Raw genomic sequence first — 16,928 nt, 5'->3', positions numbered from 1 at the left:
GGAAGTGCCGCGCCTCGACAAGGGGAGCCTAGGCCGGTGCGCCGACCTTCGGGGGCAATTCGAAGATGGCGATGAAGCGTTCGGCCGCCTTGAGGTCGCCCTCGACCTTGAGGACCCCCGCGGCGGCAAGCTCGTCGAGCGGCACCTTGCCGTAGACGGCGCCGCCGAGCGCGGTAGGTTCCCCGACGAAGGTGGCGTCCGCTCCCGCGGTGTCGCCGCGCGTGACCTTCAGCTCGCCGATTTCGGCCGTCGCGACGAAGCTGTCGGCGCCGAAGCGGAAGCCGATGGCGGCGCCAAGCGCCCTTGCCCGCTCAGCATTGTACATGGTCCGGAAGCTCAGCATGATCGAGGTCGCGCTGATCGGCAAAGTCGGATCGTGGGCCGGCGAGCGCGCCGCCCAGCGGCCGAGCGTCTGGACGATCGGCTCGGCCTCGTAGCCCCATTCGGTGAGCTCATAGACCTGGGCATTGGCGGGCGGCGGCAGGCGCTTGCGGACGACCAGGCCATTCTCCTCCAGCCCCTCCAGCCGCTGCGTCAGCACATTGGCACTGATTCCCGGCAGGTCAGCCTTGATGTCGCCGAAGCGCTTTGGCCCAAGCATGAGCTCGCGCAGCACCAACAGCGCCCAACGCTCGCCGATCAGTTCGAGTCCGTGGGCGGTGCCGCAGGCGTCGTCGTAACGCCGTCTAGGACCATTCTGCCGCGACTCAGTTATTTTTTGTAACTTCATAGTTGCTTTTCATAACTCAGACGCGCATCACGGTCAAACAGTGATTCGCTGATCCATGTTGAGCGAAGGGAGAGACGCCATGTCCCAAATGATTTTCGTGAACCTGCCCGTCACCGACCTTCCGAGGGCGAAGAGTTTCTACGAAGCGATCGGCGCGGTGAACGAGCGCAAGTTCACGAACGACCAGGGGGCGTGCATGGTGTTCTCCGACACCATCTTCGTGATGCTGCTCACTCACCCCTTCTTCCAGGGTTTCACCGACAAGAAGATCCCCGACGCCCACGAGACTTGTCAGGTGCTGCTGTGCATCTCGCGCGACAGCCGCGAGGCGGTCGACAGCATCACCGAACTGGCCGTCGCCGCCGGCGGCCGCGAGACGCGCCCGGCGCAGGACATGGGGATGATGTACAGCCGGTCCTTCGAGGATCCCGACGGGCATGTCTGGGAACCGATGTGGATGGACGCCGCCGCCGCAGAGCAAGGCGCGGCCGCGTTCGAGAATGCCTGACACCCTCCACCGCGGGAGACGATCCGTGTCCAACAAGCAGAGTTTCCTGATCGGCCTCGCCTCGTTCCTCGTCACCGCGACCGCGATGCTGGGCGAGCAGTGGCTCGACGGCCTGTTCATCTGATCCGGAGGGATCCATGCCTGTAGAATCCAATGCCGCCATCGAGATCACCGCATTCAACTGGGTGCCGGACTTCGCCAAGGGCGTGGTCCGCGACCTGAGGGTCCGCTGGGCGCTGGAGGAAGCGGGAATCGACTATCGCGTCCGCCTGCTCGACGCGATGACGGAGCGGCCGCAGGATTATTTCCTGGAGCAGCCGTTCGGTCAGGTGCCGGTGTTCGTCAAAGGCGACCTCCACATGTTCGAAACTGGCGCCATCCTGCTCCACATCGGCGAGAGCAGCGAGACGCTGCTGCCCAGGGACGAGATCGGCCGGGCGCGGGCGACCTGCTGGCTGGTCGCGGCGCTGAACAGCATCGAGCCGATGATCTTCGAGCTGATCAACATCGACATCTTCAACCGCGGCGAGGAGTGGGCGAAGCTGCGCCGGCCCGAGGCCGAGAAGAAGGTGCGCGAGCGGCTGAAGCGCGTCGCCGACTGGCTCGGCGACAAAGACTATCTCGAGGGCAGCTTCACCGTCGCCGACCTGATGATGACGACCGTCCTGCGGGGCCTGAGGCACACCCGATTGGTGGCCGAGCATCCGAACCTCGCCGCCTATCAGACACGGTGCGAGGCGCGTCCCGCCTTTCAACGGGCGCTGGCGGCGCAGCTTGCCGATTTCGAGGAACGGGAGGCCGCCTGAGGAGGGCCGTTCGCCGCCGAACGGTTGGCGACGCCGCTTAACCTGGGTTACAGGAAGTCATTCCCGGCCCACAACGATGGCAGCGCCTCTTCTACGGGAGAGGCCAGCGCAAGGGAGTAAGACGATGTCCGAGACTTTGACCGCTGAGTCGCAGACGCTCGAGCAGACGGCCAGGAACCCGCACGGCAGCTTCATTTGGTATGAGCTGCTGACCAGCGATCCCGATGCCGCCGCGCGCTTCTACGGCGACGTGATCGGCTGGACGGCCGCGGGCGCCGGCCAGCCGGGTGTCGATTACCGGCTATTCTCCGCCAACGGAGTCGCCGTCGCCGGGCACATGAAGCTGCCGCAAGGCGCGGCCGAGGCCGGGATGCGCCCGGTCTGGCTCGGCTATGTCGGGGTCGACGATGTCGACCAGGCGGTCGACGGCATCACGCGGGACGGCGGCGCCGTCCACATGCCCGCCATGGACCTGGAAGGCGTCGGCCGGATGGCGATGGTCGCCGATCCGCAGGGCATCACCTTCTACGTCATGCGCGGCGCCAGCGAGCAGCCGAGCACTGCCTTCGTCGCCAGCATGAAGCCCGGCCATTGCTGCTGGAACGAGCTCGCAACCACCGATCAGGACGGCGCCCTCGCCTTCTACACCGGCCAGTTTGGCTGGGAGAAAGGCGACGCCATGCCGATGGGCGAGTTGGGCGAATATCGCTTCATCAACCACAATGGCGGGATGATCGGCGCGGTCATGCGCAACCCGGCCGGCGGGCCGCCGCCGCTTTGGCATTTCTACTTCTACGTCACCGACATCGACACCGCCGCGGCCGCGGTCACGGCCGGAGGCGGCACCGTCCATCAGGAGCCGAGCGAGATTCCAGGCGGCGACTTCATGATCGTCGCGACCGATCCGCAGGGCGCGCTGTTCGGCGCCGTCGGCCCTCGCAATCAATCCTAAACGGAGCAGAATGATGAGCAACGCAGCAAAAGAGCTTTCCGTCACCCGCTACATCGATGCGTCGCCGGACACGGTCTACCGCATCTATACCGAGCGGACGGCCGAATGGTGGGTGCCGAAACCCTGGAGCACGCCGGCGGTCGAGTGGGACCTCAGGACCGGCGGCCGCATGTATACCGAAATGCGCAGCCCCGAAGGCGACACGGACGGCGGCGAAGGCGTCTTCTTGGAAGTGGTGCCGGGCGAACGGATCGTCTGGACCAACGCCTTCAAGCCCGGCTGGCAGCCGCAGGTGCTGAGCAACGAAGGCTGCGATTTCGCGATGGTCGCGATCATCACCTTGGAGCCGGAAGGTTCCGGCACCCGCTACACCGCCCGCGTCCGCCACTGGGACGAGGCAGCGGTGAAGAAGCACCAGGAAATGGGCTTCGAGCAGGGCTGGATGATGTGCGCCGACCAGCTGGCCGAGATCGCGGAAGCGGAGGCGCGCACGCCTGTCGCCGCCGAATAGACATTCCCACGAGCGAAGGAGGGCAAGATGAGCGCGAACCCCGACCAGGGCCCGAGCGGCGGCGTGACGCCGCATCTCACCATCAAGGACAGGCGTGGGCATGACGCCGTCGCCTTCTACAAGGCGGCGTTCGGCGCCATGGAGGCGATGCCGCCCCATCTTGCCGAGGACGGCGAGCGCATCATGCACGCCCACCTCCGCATCAACGGCGGCTCGGTGATGCTGAACGACGAGTTCCCGGAATATGGCGAATGCGGCGCCGGCTCCACGCCGGGCGGAGTGACGCTCCACCTGCAGGTGACCGATGCCGACGAGGTCTGGAACCGCGCAACGCAGGCCGGCGCGACGCCGACCATGCCGCTGGGCGACCAGTTCTGGGGCGACCGCTACGGCCAGCTCAAAGACCCGTTCGGCCACAGCTGGTCGATCGGCGCGCCGGTGAAGGCCGCCACCGCCGGTCAGCCCGCGCACGAGGCCGTCGCCTGACCAACCATTCGAAGAGGAGAGAGATCATGACCTATGTGGAAGGCTTCATCGTCGCCGTGCCCAAGGCAAACCGCGACCTCTATCGCAGCCACGCCTCGGGCGCGGCGCACTTGTTCCACGAATTCGGCGCCACCCGGATGGTCGAGGCCTGGGGCAACGACGTGCCCGACGGCAAGGTCACCGATTTCCGCAAGGCGGTGCAGGCGACCGAGGACGAGGACGTCGTCTTCTCCTTCTTCGAATATCCCTCGAAGGAGGTGCGCGACGCCGCCAACCAGCGGATGATGACCGACGAGCGCATGGCCAATATGGGCGCGGAGATGCCGTTCGACGGCAAACGCATGATCTTCGGTGGCTTCGCGCCATTGCTCGACAAAGGCTCGCGCAAGGGTGCCTTCATCGACGGCTTCGTCCTACCGGTGCCGCACGCCAACAAGCAGGCCTATAACGACATGGCCGAAAAAGCGTCGCGCAAGTTCGAGGAATATGGCGCGCTCCGCGTCGTCGAGGCCTGGGGCGACGACATCCCCGACGGCAAGCTCACCGACTTCCGCCGCTCCGTGCAGGCCAAGGAGGACGAGAATGTCGTCTTCTCCTGGATCGAGTGGCCGGACAAGGCGACCCGCGACCAGGGCTGGGACAAATTGATGAAGGATCCGGACATGCAGCCGGACCATGCCAACATGCCGTTCGACGGCATGCGCATGTTCTGGGGCGGCTTCGAGCCGATCGTCGACAGCAGCGCCGGGGCCCCGAACGCCTCGGCCGAGCGCGAGCTCGCCGGCGCGAAATAAGGCCCAGCCCGCCACTTCCTGTCGGGGTGGCGGGCAACCACCCTCAACCCCGCTCGGGCTGAGCTCGTCGAAGCCCTGCCCTTCTTTCCCACTCCGGAAGGGAAGGACAGTCCTTCGACAGGCTCAGGGCGAGCGGAACTGAAAACATCATTGGGAGAAGATCAATGCCGGACAAGCTCACCACCTGCCTCTGGTTCGATCATGGCGAGGCGCGCAAGGCCGCGGAATTCTACGCGGCGACCTTCCCCGACAGCCATGTCGATGACGCCATGCACGCACCTTCCGAATTCCCGGGCGGCGAGCAGGGCGCCGAACTGACGGTGAATTTCACGTTGCTCGGCCGCGCCTTCGTCGGCCTCAACGGCGGCCCGAACTTCAAGCCGAACGAGGCGGTCAGCTTCATGGTCGTCACCGAGGACCAGGAGGAGACCGACCGCTACTGGAATGCGATCGTCCAGAATGGCGGGCAGGAAAGCGAATGCGGCTGGTGCAAGGACCGCTGGGGCTTCTCCTGGCAGATCACCCCGCGCGTCCTCTTGGACGCGGTCGGCAGCTCCGACCAGTCGAAGGCGAAGCGCGCCTTCGAGTCGATGATGACGATGCGCAAGATCGACGTCGCCGCCATCGAGCGCGCGGTCGCCGGCGAAACCGCCGATGCGTAGGATCATCGCCGGAGCCTTCGTCTCGCTCGACGGCGTCATGCAGGCTCCGGGCGGCCCGGAGGAGGACCCGACCGGCGGCTTCCGCTACGGCGGCTGGGTCGCGCCCTATTGGGACGACACGGTCGGCGAGAGCATGGCGCCCCTGTTCGAGGAGCCGTTCGATCTCCTGCTGGGCCGCAGGACCTACGAGATCTTCGCCGCCCACTGGCCGCATTATGACGACGATCCGATCGGCCAGGCCTTCAACCGCGCCGCCAAATATGTCGTCACTTCGTCGAAGGAGCCGCTTTCCTGGGCAAACTCCCACGCGATCGGCGACGGAGTCGAGGGCGTCGCGCGGCTGAAGCAGGGCAGCGGCCCCGACCTCGTCATCCAGGGCAGCAGCGGGCTCTACCCGGACCTGCTCGCCCGGAGCCTGATCGACCGGCTGTACCTGAAGACCTTCCCGGTCCTGCTCGGCAAAGGCAAAAGGCTGTTCGGGGAGAATGGCGCTTCGGGTGCGCTGAAGCTGGTCGACAGCAAGGTTTCCCCGAGCGGCGTCGTCCTCGCCAGCTACGAGCCGGCCGGGCCAGTGCAGACCGGTTCGTTCCAGACCAAGGAGCCCAGCGAGGAGGAACTGGAGCGCCGCGAGAGGATGAAGGCGGAGGGCTGAGGCGCCCTATTTCAGATGCGCCAGAGGCAGCGGCGCCGCCTCCTTGAGCACGTCGAGAGCGAAGCTGCTGCGTATGTCCTTGACGCCCGGCGCCTTCAACAGGTGGTCCAGCACGAACAGCCGGTAGGCCTCGAAATTGGGCGCGACGACGTGCAGCAGATAGTCGCTCTCGCCCGATACGATGTAGCAGGCGACCACTTCCGGCATTGCCAGCACGACCTCGCGGAACCGCCGCGGATTGTCGCTGCCATGGCCCTCCAGATTCACCGCGACGAACACGGTGAGATCGAGCCCCACTGCCTCGCGCGACACTTGCGCCCGATAGCCGCGGACAATTCCCATCCGCTCGAGCAGCTTGACGCGCCTTAGGCATGGCGATGGCGACAGTCCGACCCGCTCGGCAAGCTCGAGATTGCTGAGCCGCCCCTCCTCCTGGAGCGCCTCCAATATCCTGCGATCGATCGCGTCCAGCCTCATCGAGCCTCCGATTGGCAGATCATGCCAACAACAAGCACCCAATCCGTGCAGTTCGCAACCCTCTGCTGCCCAACATGTGCATAATATGGCGCGATCGCAGGAGCGCATCGCAATGTTCGAGCATCTGGAAGACTGGGACGGCCATGAGGAAGTCCACACCATCCGCGACGAGGAGAATGGCCTCACGGCAGTGGTGGCGGTCCACAACACCCGCCTCGGTCCCGCGGCCGGCGGCACGCGCTTCCTGCGCTACGACAGCCTCGATCATGCAGCGAGCGACGCCCTCCGTCTCTCGCAGGCGATGACCTACAAATCGGCCCTCGCCGGGATGAGATGCGGCGGCGGCAAGGCTGTGATCATGAGCGACGGCAGCAACACCAAGCCGCAGGGCCTGCTCGCCGCCTATGGCCGATTTCTCAACGGGATCGGCGACCGCTTTGCCACCGGCGAGGATGTCGGCTTCACGCTCTGGGACTGCGAGGCGTTGCGGGCGTTCACGCCCTATGTCGCCGGCACCGCGACCGGCGGCCGCGGCGACACCGCCGTCTACACCGCACAAGGGGCCTGGCACGCGCTCCGGCACGTCGCGCGCCGGTTGTTCGGCCAGGACGATCTCGCCGGCCTTAGGATTGCCGTGCAGGGCCTCGGCGGCGTCGGCTGGCGGCTATGCGAGCGGCTGGCCGCCGATGGTGCGATCCTCACCGTCGCCGACATCAAAAGCGATCATGCCAAGGCCGCCGCTGAACTGTTCGGCGCGCGAGTGGCCGACCCCGCACGTATCCACGCCGAGGAGGTCGACATCTGGTCCCCCTGCGCGTTGGGCGGCGTGGTCAACGATGCGACCATCACCGAGCTGCGCTGCCGCGCGATCGTCGGCGCCGCCAACAACCAGCTGAGCCGCGCCGGGCTTGCCGAGGATCTGCGTTCGCGAGGCATCCTGCTGGCTCCCGACTTCATCGTCAGCGCCGGCGGCATCCTCAGCAGCGCCGACGAGCTGGCAAGGCTGCCCGGCCGCGCACCGCCCCTGCAGAGTTCGATCGAGGAACGGCTGGAGGGGATCGGCCGGCGCCTGGCGGAGGTGCTCGATCTCGCCGAGACGCAGGGCACCACGCCCCACGCCGCGGCCCTCCGCCTCGCCCGCCAGATCGTCGGCGAGGCCTAGCCGCCAGCCGCGCGCGCCTCGCGCTCACGTCCGAACGCGAGCGATATTGCCACGCCGACCAGCGCTAGGATGCCGGCCCAGCAGAGCAATTCGACGAGCACCAAGGCAGTCGGCTCCAGCATCAGGTTCCAGGGCAGGTAGAATTCGAACCAAGGCGTGAAGAGGCCCCACGCCACCGCCCCGAAGGCAAGGCCGCGCGCAATCAGCCCTTCGGGCAGGCCGCGCCGGATGAAGGCGAAGACGAGCGCCTGGGCCAGCGCCGTGATCAGCATGCCGAGCGGGAGCAGCCAGGGATCGGTGGCGATCCGCGCTGGCGGCGCCAACTCGTAGATCGCGTTCATCTTCGCGCTTTGCAGCGCCGGATCGGCAAGGATCGCCTGCGCCGGCACGAAGGTGAGCTGCATGCCGACCCACCAGGCCACCGCGCCGGCCAGCGCCGCGCGCACAATTCGAATGATCATGAGGACGGGATTTCCCTGAAGTGGCTCATCCCGCCCCAGGAATAGCGCGCAATCCGGCCCGCGGCAAAGCCCCGTCTCAGGCGAGGCTCTCGACGATCGTCACATTGGCGATGCCGCCGCCTTCGCACATCGTCTGCAGGCCGTAGCGCTTGCCCCGCTTCCTCAGTGCGTGGACCAAAGTCGCCATCAGCTTGGTGCCCGAGGCGCCGAGCGGATGACCGAGCGCGATCGCACCGCCATTGACGTTGAGTCGCGCCGGATCGGCGCCGGTCTCGCGCAGCCAGGCGAGCGGCACCGGCGCGAACGCCTCGTTCACCTCATAGAGGTCGATCTCCTCGATCCTCATGCCGGACCGCTGCAGGGCGCGCGCAGTCGCGGGGATTACTTCCTCCAGCATGATCACCGGATCCCCGGCAGTGACGGTGAGGTTTGCGACCCGCGCCAGCGGCTTCAGGCCATGCTCCTTCAGCGCCCGCTCGCTGACGACGAGCACCCCGCTCGCGCCGTCGCAGATCTGAGAAGCGTTGGCGGCGCTGATCTTGCCGCCTTCCTTCAGCAGCTTGACCGAGGCGATGCCCTCCAGCGTCGCACCATAGCGTATGCCCTCGTCGCGATCATGGAGGCGCGTCTCGCCGTCCTCGCCGGTCACCGGCAGTGCGACGATCTCGTCGGCGAACACGCCCTCCTCCGTCGCCCGCGCCGCCTTGCGGTGGCTGTCGAGCGCGAACTCGTCGAGCTGCTCTTTGCGGAACTGGTATTTCTCAGCGATCATCTCGGCGCCGATGAACTGGCTGAACATCGGCACGCCGAACCGGTCCTGGATGCGCTTGGAGAAGGGGCCGGTGCCGATGCCATGCTGCATCGGCAGCGTCACCGGCAGGCCCATCGGCACACGCGTCATCGACTCGACGCCGGACGCGATCACCACGTCCTGGGTGCCGCTCATCACCGCCTGAGCAGCGAATTGCAGCGCCTGCTGCGAAGAGCCGCATTGCCGGTCGATCGTCACCGCCGGCACCGACTGGGGCAACTTCGACGCCAGCACCGCATTGCGTCCGATATGGAAGGCCTGTTCGCCGGCCTGGCCGACACAGCCCATGATCACGTCCTCGATCAGGACAGGATCGATGCCGGAGCGCTCGACCAGCGCGTCGAGCACCTCGGCGGCCATGTCGGCCGGGTGCCAATCCTTCAAGGCGCCGCCGCGCTTGCCGCCGGCCGTGCGAACGGCCTCTACGATGAAAGCCTCGGCCATGCGTCCCCTCCCTTACGTTTACGTCAACCGCCTTAGCCGCGGCAGCGCCGCGCCTGCAACTGTCCCAGAGTGGAATTCGCGCCCGCGCGAGCCGCAGGACTCCTCCCGGCCCGCGATGCTAGGCCTGATTTCACGAATGTCTTGGAGGTGATAATGCGCAAGCTGTTCTGCGTCCTAGCTCTCGGCCTCACCGCCGCGCCGGCCGCGGCCGAACTCGGGTGGAGCGAATTCGTCCCCGTCCACCGTGGCTATGGTTGTCCCTACATAGTCTTCGCGCCGGGAGACTATATCCGCACCGTCAGCCGCGACGACGGCTATTTCGAGCATGGCGGCGGGGTCGACGTCCGCAATGGCAAAGCGATGTTCGATTACGACCGCGACTATCCGTACGATTACCCCAGCTACTCGCTCGCGTCCCTTGACGAGGAGCGGGAAGCGATGCGCGAGCCGAGCTGCACGATCGAGCGCGTGCGCGACGGCAAGAGCGGCTGGGCCGACGTGCGGGTCTGCCGCAACTAGACGATCGACGCCAGCGCCTGCGCCAGTCGCGGTGCATCGCCGCGCTTCAGGCCGGCAAGGTTGATCCTGCCGGATTGTGCCATGTGAATGCCGTGGTCGCAGCCGAGCCTGTCGGTCTGCTCCGGCGTCAGCGGCAGCATCCGGAAGATGCCGCGCTGGCGATCGATGCCCGCCAGGATCGGCGCCTCGTTCGACAAGGCGGCGAGCTCGGCCCTGAGCCCGATGACCCGCTCGCGCATCTGGGCAAGCTCCTCCTCCCAGGACGCGCGGAGGTTCGGCTCGGCCAGGACGCGAGCCACCACCGCTGCCCCGTGCGCCGGCGGCATGGAAACGAGCGTGCGGCTGGTCCTCTCCATCTGACCCTGCACCCGGTCGCGCTCGCCCGTGTCCGCGCAGATGGCGAGCAGCACACCCGTGCGCTCGCGATAGAGGCCGAAGCTCTTCGAGCATGCGACGGCGATGAACGCCCGCGGCACCGCCGACGCCGCGTCGCGCAGGATCTGGAGATCCACCTCCAGGCCCTCGCCCAGACCATAATAAGCGGCATCGATCAGCGGCACCGCGTCGCGCTCGGCAAGAATTGCCAGCAGCTCAAGGCGCTGCTCCCGCGTCAGATCCGCGCCGGTCGGATTGTGGCAAGGCCCGTGCAGGACGAACAGGTCCCCTGCCCTGGCGCTCCGCGCCGCCTCGGCGATGGCCCTATAGTCGATCGTCTGCGTCGCCACGTCCAGATAGGTGTGGGTGACCAGCTCCAGCCCCGCCGCTAAGGCCAGGGCCCCATGGTTGGGCCAGCTCGGCACCCCGAGCAACAATCTGGCGCCAGGGTCCGCGATCCACGCGAGGTCCATAGCAATGCGTAGCGATCCTGTGCCGCCGGTTCCCTGAATGGCGGCGACCCGCCGCTCGCGCACAGCAGGGTGACCATCTCCCAGCACGAGCGACGTCATTGCATCTATGAATGAATGCTCGCCTGCAAGCGCCTGATAAGCCTTGGTGTCGCCATGCTCCGCGAGCCACAGCTCCGCTTCCCGCACCGCTCGCATGATTGGCGAGACGCCGCTGTCGTCGCGATAGACGCCGACCCCGAGATCCATCTTCTCCGGCCGCTGATCGGCGCGGCAGCGTGCCATCACCGCGTGCAGCGGATCGGCGACGGGTTCGGGAAAGCGGTCGAACACGGTGGGTGTCCCTTGAGAGCCGGTTAGGCGAGGTGTAAGAGGCGCTATTCAGTTTGGGAACGGCGGGCAATGGCGGACGGCAACCTCTTCACGAAGCATCCGCACGAGGTCGGCGAAAGCTATGGCCATCACATGGTCCATGCCGGCAGTGTCGGCTTCACCCTGATCGGGGCCGGCCTCGCCTGCCTGGTCCACGGCCTGCTCCCCTTCCTGTTCGTCAACACCGGCAGCAACACGATCCGCCGCCTCCACGGCGGAATCACCAAGCGCGTCGACGCGCCCAATTGGGAACGCCACCCCATCATCTGAAATTCGGCTGCCGGAACCCGCGAGCGCTTCATTCGTTCCTTCGGCATTGGCCGAAACACATCTTGAGCAGCCGTCGCCTTGACGGCTTCACGGGACGCCTCCGCTTCGGCTGGGGCGTCCTTGTCTTTCCGGGGAACCTTGCGCGCGAAGGAACAGGACCATGGCAAGCAGCAGCAACACCGTCATGGGTGCCGGAGGTGCCCAATCCATGCCCGCAGCGGAGCTGGAGCACGCCCATGAGATGATCTCCTCCCGCCGGGTCGAGGGCACCAGCGTCTTCGACCGCGACGGCAGGAAGCTCGGCACGATCCATTCGATGATGATCGGCAAGCGCAGCGGCAGGGTCGGTTATGCGCTGATGGAGTTTGGCGGCGTGCTCGGCGTCGGCAGCCACGTTCACCCGATCCCGTGGGATTCGCTCACCTACGACGTCGATCGCGACGGCTATTCGGTCGACATGACCCGAGAGCAGCTCCAGCGCGCCCCGCGCATGTCGCTCGACGACACCGACCGCCCGATCGACCGCGAGCATGCCGAGGAAGTGCGTTCCTATTACGGCGCCCTCCCCTGGTGGGGGCTCTGAGCTTCCCCTAGCGGGCGAGCCGCTCGGCGTGCCAGCGCAGGTGGTCCTCCATGAAGGTGGAGATGAAGAAGTAGCTGTGGTCGTAACCTGGCTGCATCCGGAGCGTGAGATCGATGCCAGCATCGCGGCACGCGGCGCGGAGCAGTTCGGGCCGTAGCTCGCGCTCGAGGAAGCTGTCCGCCTCCCCCTGGTCGACCAGTATCTCCGGCACGCGCGCACCGGTTTCGATCAGCGCCACCGCGTCATGCTTCATCCAGGCGCCGCGGTCCGGCCCCAGATAGCGCGACAACGCCTTCTCGCCCCAGGGCACCTGCGACGGCGCCACGATCGGAGCGAAAGCGGAGATGCTGCGATACCGCCCCGGATTCTTCAGCGCGATCGTCAGCGCCCCATGCCCACCCATCGAATGGCCCATGATCGCCTGCCGCCCCAGATCGATCGGAAAGGCCGACGCGACCACCTCGGCCAGCTCCTCCGCGACATAGCTGTACATGCGATAGTTGCGCGCGTACGGCTCCTCGGTCGCATCGACATAGAAGCCGGCGCCCTGCCCGAAATCATAGGAGGGGTCGTCCGGCACCCCCTCGCCGCGCGGACTCGTGTCGGGCGCCACGAAGATCAGGCCCAGCTCGGCGCAGGCGCGGCGATATTCGCCCTTCTCGGTAACGTTCGCGTGGGTGCAGGTGAGCCCCGACAAATACCAGACGACCGGGCAAGCCGCGCCCGCGTCCGCCTGCGGCGGCACGAAGACCGAGAAGGTCATCTCGGTGCCCGTGGCGCGGCTCTGATGCTTCACCACGTGCTGCGTCCCGCCATGGGCGCGCGTGACGGAGATGGTGTCCAAGCTGATCCTCCATTCTCCTCTCCCCTTGCGGGAGAGGATGGCGAAGCTTGGCAGCTCGCTGCCTAGCGAAGCCTGGTGAGGGGTCGGCGGCTTTGCCGCCGCGCGGCCGCAAGGCCGCGACCCCTCATCCAACTCCGCCTAAGCTCCTTCGTCGCCAAGGCTCCGTATCCTTCTCCCGCAAGGGGAGAAGGGGTTAGTAGATGACAACAGAGCGGATGCTCTCCCCCGCATGCATCAGGTCGAACGCCTTGTTGATGTCGTCTAGCGCGAGCGTGTGGGTGATGAGCGGATCGATTGCGATTTTGCCGTCCATATACCAGTCGACGATCCGCGGCACGTCGGTGCGGCCGCGCGCGCCGCCGAACGCGGTGCCCTTCCAGACGCGGCCGGTGACGAGCTGGAACGGCCGCGTCGCAATCTCGCGCCCGCTTTCCGCCACGCCGATGATCACGCTCTCGCCCCAGCCGCGGTGGCAGCATTCCAGCGCCTGGCGCATCACGTCGGTATTGCCGGTGCAGTCGAAGCTGTAGTCGGCGCCGCCGTCGGTCGCGTCGACCACCGCCTGGACGACCTTGTCGAAGCCGACCTCGTTCGGGTTGATGAAGTGGGTCATGCCGAACTGCTCGGCCATCGCCCGCTTCGCCGGGTTGATGTCGATGCCGATAATCTTGTCGGCGCCCGCCATCCTCGCCCCTTGGATGACGTTGAGGCCGATGCCGCCGAGCCCGAACACGGCGACGTTGGCGCCCGGCTCCACACCCGCCGTCCAGATCACCGCTCCGACGCCCGTCGTGACGCCGCAGCCTATGTAGCAGATCTTGTCGAACGGCGCGTCCTCGCGGACCTTCGCCACCGCGATCTCCGGCATCACCGTGAAGTTCGAGAAGGTCGAGCAGCCCATATAATGGTAGATCGTCTCGCTCCCGAGCCGGAAGCGGCTGGTCCCGTCCGGCATCAGCCCCTTGCCCTGCGTGCCGCGGATTGCGGTGCAGAGGTTGGTCTTCTGCGAGAGGCAGCTTTTGCACTGCCGGCATTCCGGCGTGTAGAGCGGAATAACATGGTCGCCCGGCCGCACCGAGGTCACCCCCGGCCCGACCTCTCGCACGATCCCCGCGCCTTCATGGCCGAGGATCGACGGGAAGATGCCCTCGCTGTCCTTGCCCTCCAAGGTGTACGCGTCGGTGTGGCAGATGCCGGTCGCCATGATCTCGACCAGCACCTCGCCGGCGCGCGGCCCCTCCAGGTCGACCTCGTGGATCTCGAGCGGCTGGTTGGGTCCGACGGCGATGGCGGCTCTGGTCTTCATGTGAATGTCCTCAGTCTCTTGCGATCGGCCAGCACGGCGCGCGCGGCATTATGCCCTGGCGCGCCCGTTACCCCGCCGCCCGGATGGGCGCCAGAGCCGCAAAGATAGAGGCCGGTAAGCGGCATCCGGTAATCGGCATGGCCGAGCATCGGCCGCGCCGAGAAGAGTTGGTCCAGCCCCATCTTGCCATGGAAGATGTCGCCGCCGATCAGGCCGAAGCGCGCCTCCAGATCGGGTGGTGCGAGCGCGAGGCGGCCGATTACCGACGCCTTGAAGCCCGGCGCGTAGGAATCGACCGTCGCGATGATGTGGTCGGCAGCCTCGTCGCGTCGCGCCTCCCAGCCGCCGGGCAGGTCATAGGGGAAGTGCTGGCAGAACAGGCTCGCGACATGTTGCCCCGGCGGCGCAAGGCTGTCGTCCAGCGTGGAAGGGATGAGCATCTCGATGATCGGCTCCCGCGACCAGCCGTCGCGCTTCGCATCGACGAAGGCGCGGTCCATATAGTCCAGCGACGGCGCCATGATGATCCCGGCGGTGAGATGATCCCCCGCCTCGGGCAGCGAGGTGAAGCGCGGCAGTTCGGACAAGGCTACGTTCATCCGGAAGGTCGCGCTTTCGCTCGCCCAGCCCCGCATCCGCCGGTCGATCTCCGGCGCCACCGCGCCGCGCGGAATCAGCCGCTCGAACAGGATCCGTGGGTGGACGTTCGCCACAACCTGCCGCGCCCGCCAGGCCCGCCCACCCGCAAACACGCCTACCGCCTTGCCGCCCTCGACGATGATCTCTTCGACCGGCGCATCAAGGACGATCTCCACGCCCTTCTCCGCACAGGCCTTCGCCATCGCCTGGGTGATCGCGCCCATGCCGCCGATCGCATGTCCCCAGGCACCGGGCACCCCCGCCGCCTCGCCGAACAGATGATGGAGCAGCACATAGGCCGAGCCCGGCGTCTCGGGGCTCGCATAATTGCCCACCACCGCGTCGAAGCCGAACAGCGCCTTGACGATATCCGTCTCGAAATAGCGGTCGAGAATGTCCGACGCGCTCTTGGTGAAGAAGTCGAACAGATTGCGCTGCTGCTCGGGGGTGAGCCCGCGCACGCTGTTGCCGAGCTTCAGCATGGCGAGGATGTCCGCCACACCGCCGCCGGCATTAGGCGGCGCCCGCAGCAGCCATTGCTGCAGGATATCGATCACGGACACCAAGGCATCGGAATAGAGGTCGTACGCGTCGGCATCCTTGGCCGAATGGCGCGCGATCTCCCGCCGGGTGAGCCCGTCCCTCCCCGCCAGCAGGTATTCGCAGCCCTTGGCCGGCAGGAAATTATCGGTCTTGCGAAGCACGACCTTCAGGCCATGCTCGTAGAGTCGCATGTCGCGGATCACCGTCGGATTGAGCAGGCTGACAGTGTAGCTCGCCGTCGAATTGCGGAAGCCGGGATGGAATTCCTCGGTCACCGCCGCGCCGCCGACCACATGCCGGCGCTCGAGCATCGTGACCTTCAGTCCCTTGGACGCGAGATAATAAGCGCAGACGAGCCCGTTATGCCCGGCCCCAATGATGACGACGTCTGTTGTGCTTGCCACTTGGCCAAACCCCGCTCGGGCTGAGCCTGTCGAAGCCCTGCCCTTCCTTGCGACGCCGCATGGAAGAAAGGCCGTGCTTCGACAAGCTCAGGACAAGTGGAAGCGCGTGAAAATCTCAGCCGCCGTCGCCACGGCCCGCGTGCGGCTCCTCGCTCTCTTCCAGCTCCCGCACCGCTTCGTCGGACAAGTCCTTGAGGCGGTTGCCCTGCCCAGGCCCGCCAGCCGTTCCTTCGGCCATACCGCCTTCCGCCCCGCCTGCCGGGTCAGCTTGGGGCTTCTTCTCCATGTCCGCCATTTCGTTGTCTCCCATCATGGTCGATGAACGACCGGAAGCGCTCACATATCCTTCGGGCATTGCGGACATCCGCGGACTTAACAATTGTTTAGGCGCCGTTCCGAATCCGGCACCTATGTATGCCCGACGAGGGGGATCGATGGCCAACGCATTCGTGAGGAAATTGTCGAGATTTACCGACTTCACCGAAGAAGAGACGGCAGCCCTGGAGCGCATCTCGGAAAAGCCTGAGCCCCGCACACGGGGCCGCGATCTGGTCCGCCAGGGCGAACGGCCCAACGCCGTGCAGCTGCTGCTCCAGGGCTGGGCCTTTCGCTACAAGGTCCTGAAGGACGGCAGCCGCCAGATTGTCGCCTATATGCTTCCCGGCGACATCTGCGACCTCCATGGCACCATGCTTGGCGAGATGGATCACAGCATCGGATTGTTGACGGATGCCGAGGTCGCCGTCGTGCCGGTGGAGCAGATGCGCGAACTGATGGACCGCCACCGGTCGATCGAGCGGGCGCTATGGCGGGTCAGCCTGGCTGACGAGGCGACCTTGCGCGAACGGCTCGCCAATATCGGCCAGCGTGACGCGTTCAACCGAATGGGCCACCACCTCTGCGAGCTCTGGCACCGCGTGAAGACGATCGGCCTGGTGAACGATGCCGAAGAGTTTGACCTCCCGGTGACGCAGGAAGAGCTCGGCGACTCCCTCGGCCTCACATCGGTTCACGTCAATCGAACGATCAAGCGGCTTCGCGAGGACGGCCTGATCACGTTCAGGCACAAGCGCTTGACGTTGCTGGACCCTGAGCGCCTGACGCATCTGACCGGCTTCGATCCCGCCTACCTTCATTAAGCGGGGGC

At 66.4% G+C, this 16,928-nt stretch carries 22 protein-coding genes and 1 pseudogene; 14 read left to right on the top strand and 9 right to left on the bottom strand.

What is annotated here, in order from left to right:
* Nucleotides 1-28: 28 nt before the first annotated feature.
* Nucleotides 29-730, bottom strand: coding sequence for a winged helix-turn-helix transcriptional regulator (locus AC5JBD_RS08675; protein ID WP_495721395.1), 702 nt, complete (start codon nucleotides 728-730; stop codon nucleotides 29-31).
* A 79-nt stretch (nucleotides 731-809) separates the two neighbouring features.
* Between AC5JBD_RS08675 and AC5JBD_RS08670 the strand changes: the two genes are divergently transcribed.
* The 9 genes and pseudogenes from AC5JBD_RS08670 to AC5JBD_RS08630 all read left to right on the top strand — a co-directional run bounded on the left by AC5JBD_RS08670 (nucleotide 810) and on the right by AC5JBD_RS08630 (nucleotide 6,101).
* Nucleotides 810-1,238, top strand: coding sequence for a VOC family protein (locus AC5JBD_RS08670; protein WP_495721394.1), 429 nt, complete (start codon nucleotides 810-812; stop codon nucleotides 1,236-1,238).
* Nucleotides 1,239-1,375: 137 nt separating this feature from the next.
* Nucleotides 1,376-2,044: a glutathione S-transferase family protein gene (locus AC5JBD_RS08665; protein ID WP_495721393.1), complete on the top strand. Its 669-nt coding sequence runs from the start codon at nucleotides 1,376-1,378 to the stop codon at nucleotides 2,042-2,044.
* A 124-nt stretch (nucleotides 2,045-2,168) separates the two neighbouring features.
* A complete protein-coding gene (locus AC5JBD_RS08660) occupies nucleotides 2,169-2,996 on the top strand; it encodes a VOC family protein (RefSeq protein WP_495721392.1) in 828 nt (275 codons plus the stop codon).
* Between the two features lie 13 nt (nucleotides 2,997-3,009).
* Nucleotides 3,010-3,507 carry an SRPBCC family protein gene (locus tag AC5JBD_RS08655; RefSeq protein ID WP_495721391.1) on the top strand — a complete coding sequence of 166 codons (498 nt, stop codon included), beginning with the start codon at nucleotides 3,010-3,012 and terminating at the stop codon, nucleotides 3,505-3,507.
* A 27-nt stretch (nucleotides 3,508-3,534) separates the two neighbouring features.
* Entirely contained in the window at nucleotides 3,535-3,993 is a 459-nt protein-coding gene (locus AC5JBD_RS08650; RefSeq protein WP_495721390.1) for a VOC family protein, read from the top strand.
* A 26-nt stretch (nucleotides 3,994-4,019) separates the two neighbouring features.
* Nucleotides 4,020-4,316 (top strand): annotated as a pseudogene (locus AC5JBD_RS08645) (DUF1428 domain-containing protein); the annotation flags it as partial.
* 18 nt (nucleotides 4,317-4,334) lie between these two features.
* Nucleotides 4,335-4,787: a DUF1428 domain-containing protein gene (locus AC5JBD_RS08640; RefSeq protein ID WP_495721987.1), complete on the top strand. Its 453-nt coding sequence runs from the start codon at nucleotides 4,335-4,337 to the stop codon at nucleotides 4,785-4,787.
* 164 nt (nucleotides 4,788-4,951) lie between these two features.
* Nucleotides 4,952-5,449, top strand: coding sequence for a VOC family protein (locus tag AC5JBD_RS08635; RefSeq protein ID WP_495721389.1), 498 nt, complete (start codon nucleotides 4,952-4,954; stop codon nucleotides 5,447-5,449).
* Entirely contained in the window at nucleotides 5,442-6,101 is a 660-nt protein-coding gene (locus AC5JBD_RS08630; RefSeq protein WP_495721388.1) for a dihydrofolate reductase family protein, read from the top strand. The genes AC5JBD_RS08635 and AC5JBD_RS08630 overlap by 8 nt, the downstream gene beginning before the upstream one ends.
* A 6-nt stretch (nucleotides 6,102-6,107) precedes the next feature.
* On the opposite strand, the gene AC5JBD_RS08625 is transcribed toward AC5JBD_RS08630, so the two are convergent.
* Complete coding sequence (locus AC5JBD_RS08625) at nucleotides 6,108-6,578, bottom strand: Lrp/AsnC family transcriptional regulator (RefSeq protein WP_495721387.1); 471 nt, start codon at nucleotides 6,576-6,578, stop codon at nucleotides 6,108-6,110.
* 85 nt (nucleotides 6,579-6,663) lie between these two features.
* On the opposite strand from AC5JBD_RS08625, the gene AC5JBD_RS08620 reads away from it, so the two are divergent.
* The gene (locus AC5JBD_RS08620; RefSeq protein WP_495721386.1) at nucleotides 6,664-7,740 is read left to right on the top strand and encodes a Glu/Leu/Phe/Val dehydrogenase family protein; all 1,077 of its coding nucleotides are present in this window, start codon (nucleotides 6,664-6,666) and stop codon (nucleotides 7,738-7,740) included.
* On the opposite strand, the gene AC5JBD_RS08615 is transcribed toward AC5JBD_RS08620, so the two are convergent.
* Both AC5JBD_RS08615 and AC5JBD_RS08610 read right to left on the bottom strand, forming a co-directional pair.
* Nucleotides 7,737-8,201, bottom strand: a complete 465-nt coding sequence (locus AC5JBD_RS08615) for a hypothetical protein (RefSeq protein ID WP_495721385.1) — start codon at nucleotides 8,199-8,201, stop codon at nucleotides 7,737-7,739. The genes AC5JBD_RS08620 and AC5JBD_RS08615 overlap by 4 nt on opposite strands.
* 76 nt (nucleotides 8,202-8,277) lie before the next feature.
* A complete protein-coding gene (locus AC5JBD_RS08610) occupies nucleotides 8,278-9,456 on the bottom strand; it encodes an acetyl-CoA C-acetyltransferase (RefSeq protein WP_495721384.1) in 1,179 nt (392 codons plus the stop codon).
* Nucleotides 9,457-9,609: 153 nt separating this feature from the next.
* Between AC5JBD_RS08610 and AC5JBD_RS08605 the strand changes: the two genes are divergently transcribed.
* Nucleotides 9,610-9,975: a hypothetical protein gene (locus AC5JBD_RS08605; RefSeq protein ID WP_495721383.1), complete on the top strand. Its 366-nt coding sequence runs from the start codon at nucleotides 9,610-9,612 to the stop codon at nucleotides 9,973-9,975.
* On the opposite strand, the gene AC5JBD_RS08600 is transcribed toward AC5JBD_RS08605, so the two are convergent.
* Nucleotides 9,972-11,153, bottom strand: coding sequence for an amino acid aminotransferase (locus AC5JBD_RS08600; protein WP_495721382.1), 1,182 nt, complete (start codon nucleotides 11,151-11,153; stop codon nucleotides 9,972-9,974). The two genes, AC5JBD_RS08605 and AC5JBD_RS08600, sit on opposite strands and share 4 nt — an antisense overlap.
* A gap of 69 nt (nucleotides 11,154-11,222) precedes the next feature.
* On the opposite strand from AC5JBD_RS08600, the gene AC5JBD_RS08595 reads away from it, so the two are divergent.
* Together AC5JBD_RS08595 and AC5JBD_RS08590 are read left to right on the top strand one after the other, a co-directional pair.
* Nucleotides 11,223-11,462: a DUF6356 family protein gene (locus AC5JBD_RS08595; RefSeq protein WP_495721381.1), complete on the top strand. Its 240-nt coding sequence runs from the start codon at nucleotides 11,223-11,225 to the stop codon at nucleotides 11,460-11,462.
* Nucleotides 11,463-11,622: 160 nt separating this feature from the next.
* Entirely contained in the window at nucleotides 11,623-12,045 is a 423-nt protein-coding gene (locus AC5JBD_RS08590) for a PRC-barrel domain-containing protein (RefSeq protein ID WP_495721380.1), read from the top strand.
* A 7-nt stretch (nucleotides 12,046-12,052) separates the two neighbouring features.
* Here the strand turns inward: AC5JBD_RS08590 and fghA are convergent, their stop codons facing one another.
* The 4 genes from fghA to AC5JBD_RS08570 form a co-directional block, all read right to left on the bottom strand.
* A complete protein-coding gene (gene fghA, locus AC5JBD_RS08585) occupies nucleotides 12,053-12,895 on the bottom strand; it encodes an S-formylglutathione hydrolase (RefSeq protein WP_495721986.1) in 843 nt (280 codons plus the stop codon).
* A 187-nt stretch (nucleotides 12,896-13,082) separates the two neighbouring features.
* On the bottom strand, nucleotides 13,083-14,195 hold the full coding sequence (locus AC5JBD_RS08580) for an S-(hydroxymethyl)glutathione dehydrogenase/class III alcohol dehydrogenase (RefSeq protein WP_495721379.1): 1,113 nt from the start codon (nucleotides 14,193-14,195) through the stop codon (nucleotides 13,083-13,085).
* Complete coding sequence (locus AC5JBD_RS08575; RefSeq protein WP_495721378.1) at nucleotides 14,192-15,781, bottom strand: phytoene desaturase family protein; 1,590 nt, start codon at nucleotides 15,779-15,781, stop codon at nucleotides 14,192-14,194. Before AC5JBD_RS08575 ends, AC5JBD_RS08580 begins: the two co-directional genes overlap by 4 nt.
* A gap of 115 nt (nucleotides 15,782-15,896) precedes the next feature.
* Nucleotides 15,897-16,136: a hypothetical protein gene (locus AC5JBD_RS08570; RefSeq protein ID WP_495721377.1), complete on the bottom strand. Its 240-nt coding sequence runs from the start codon at nucleotides 16,134-16,136 to the stop codon at nucleotides 15,897-15,899.
* 79 nt (nucleotides 16,137-16,215) lie between these two features.
* On the opposite strand from AC5JBD_RS08570, the gene AC5JBD_RS08565 reads away from it, so the two are divergent.
* Nucleotides 16,216-16,920: a Crp/Fnr family transcriptional regulator gene (locus AC5JBD_RS08565; RefSeq protein ID WP_495721376.1), complete on the top strand. Its 705-nt coding sequence runs from the start codon at nucleotides 16,216-16,218 to the stop codon at nucleotides 16,918-16,920.
* The last annotated feature ends 8 nt before the right edge of the window (nucleotides 16,921-16,928 follow it).

Source organism: Allosphingosinicella sp., from assembly GCF_059502505.1.
This window is presented reverse-complemented; position numbering and strand designations above follow the sequence as displayed.

What these genes read in the sequence shown, in the direction of transcription:
- AC5JBD_RS08675 (WP_495721395.1), bottom strand. Translation starts at nt 730, where the DNA reads ATGAAGTTACAAAAAATAACTGAGTCGCGGCAGAATGGTCCTAGACGG.
- AC5JBD_RS08670 (WP_495721394.1), top strand. Translation starts at nt 810, where the DNA reads ATGTCCCAAATGATTTTCGTGAACCTGCCCGTCACCGACCTTCCGAGG.
- AC5JBD_RS08665 (WP_495721393.1), top strand. Translation starts at nt 1,376, where the DNA reads ATGCCTGTAGAATCCAATGCCGCCATCGAGATCACCGCATTCAACTGG.
- AC5JBD_RS08660 (WP_495721392.1), top strand. Translation starts at nt 2,169, where the DNA reads ATGTCCGAGACTTTGACCGCTGAGTCGCAGACGCTCGAGCAGACGGCC.
- AC5JBD_RS08655 (WP_495721391.1), top strand. Translation starts at nt 3,010, where the DNA reads ATGAGCAACGCAGCAAAAGAGCTTTCCGTCACCCGCTACATCGATGCG.
- AC5JBD_RS08650 (WP_495721390.1), top strand. Translation starts at nt 3,535, where the DNA reads ATGAGCGCGAACCCCGACCAGGGCCCGAGCGGCGGCGTGACGCCGCAT.
- AC5JBD_RS08640 (WP_495721987.1), top strand. Translation starts at nt 4,335, where the DNA reads ATGATCTTCGGTGGCTTCGCGCCATTGCTCGACAAAGGCTCGCGCAAG.
- AC5JBD_RS08635 (WP_495721389.1), top strand. Translation starts at nt 4,952, where the DNA reads ATGCCGGACAAGCTCACCACCTGCCTCTGGTTCGATCATGGCGAGGCG.
- AC5JBD_RS08630 (WP_495721388.1), top strand. Translation starts at nt 5,442, where the DNA reads ATGCGTAGGATCATCGCCGGAGCCTTCGTCTCGCTCGACGGCGTCATG.
- AC5JBD_RS08625 (WP_495721387.1), bottom strand. Translation starts at nt 6,578, where the DNA reads ATGAGGCTGGACGCGATCGATCGCAGGATATTGGAGGCGCTCCAGGAG.
- AC5JBD_RS08620 (WP_495721386.1), top strand. Translation starts at nt 6,664, where the DNA reads ATGGCGCGATCGCAGGAGCGCATCGCAATGTTCGAGCATCTGGAAGAC.
- AC5JBD_RS08615 (WP_495721385.1), bottom strand. Translation starts at nt 8,201, where the DNA reads ATGATCATTCGAATTGTGCGCGCGGCGCTGGCCGGCGCGGTGGCCTGG.
- AC5JBD_RS08610 (WP_495721384.1), bottom strand. Translation starts at nt 9,456, where the DNA reads ATGGCCGAGGCTTTCATCGTAGAGGCCGTTCGCACGGCCGGCGGCAAG.
- AC5JBD_RS08605 (WP_495721383.1), top strand. Translation starts at nt 9,610, where the DNA reads ATGCGCAAGCTGTTCTGCGTCCTAGCTCTCGGCCTCACCGCCGCGCCG.
- AC5JBD_RS08595 (WP_495721381.1), top strand. Translation starts at nt 11,223, where the DNA reads ATGGCGGACGGCAACCTCTTCACGAAGCATCCGCACGAGGTCGGCGAA.
- AC5JBD_RS08590 (WP_495721380.1), top strand. Translation starts at nt 11,623, where the DNA reads ATGGCAAGCAGCAGCAACACCGTCATGGGTGCCGGAGGTGCCCAATCC.
- AC5JBD_RS08580 (WP_495721379.1), bottom strand. Translation starts at nt 14,195, where the DNA reads ATGAAGACCAGAGCCGCCATCGCCGTCGGACCCAACCAGCCGCTCGAG.
- AC5JBD_RS08570 (WP_495721377.1), bottom strand. Translation starts at nt 16,136, where the DNA reads ATGCCCGAAGGATATGTGAGCGCTTCCGGTCGTTCATCGACCATGATG.
- AC5JBD_RS08565 (WP_495721376.1), top strand. Translation starts at nt 16,216, where the DNA reads ATGGCCAACGCATTCGTGAGGAAATTGTCGAGATTTACCGACTTCACC.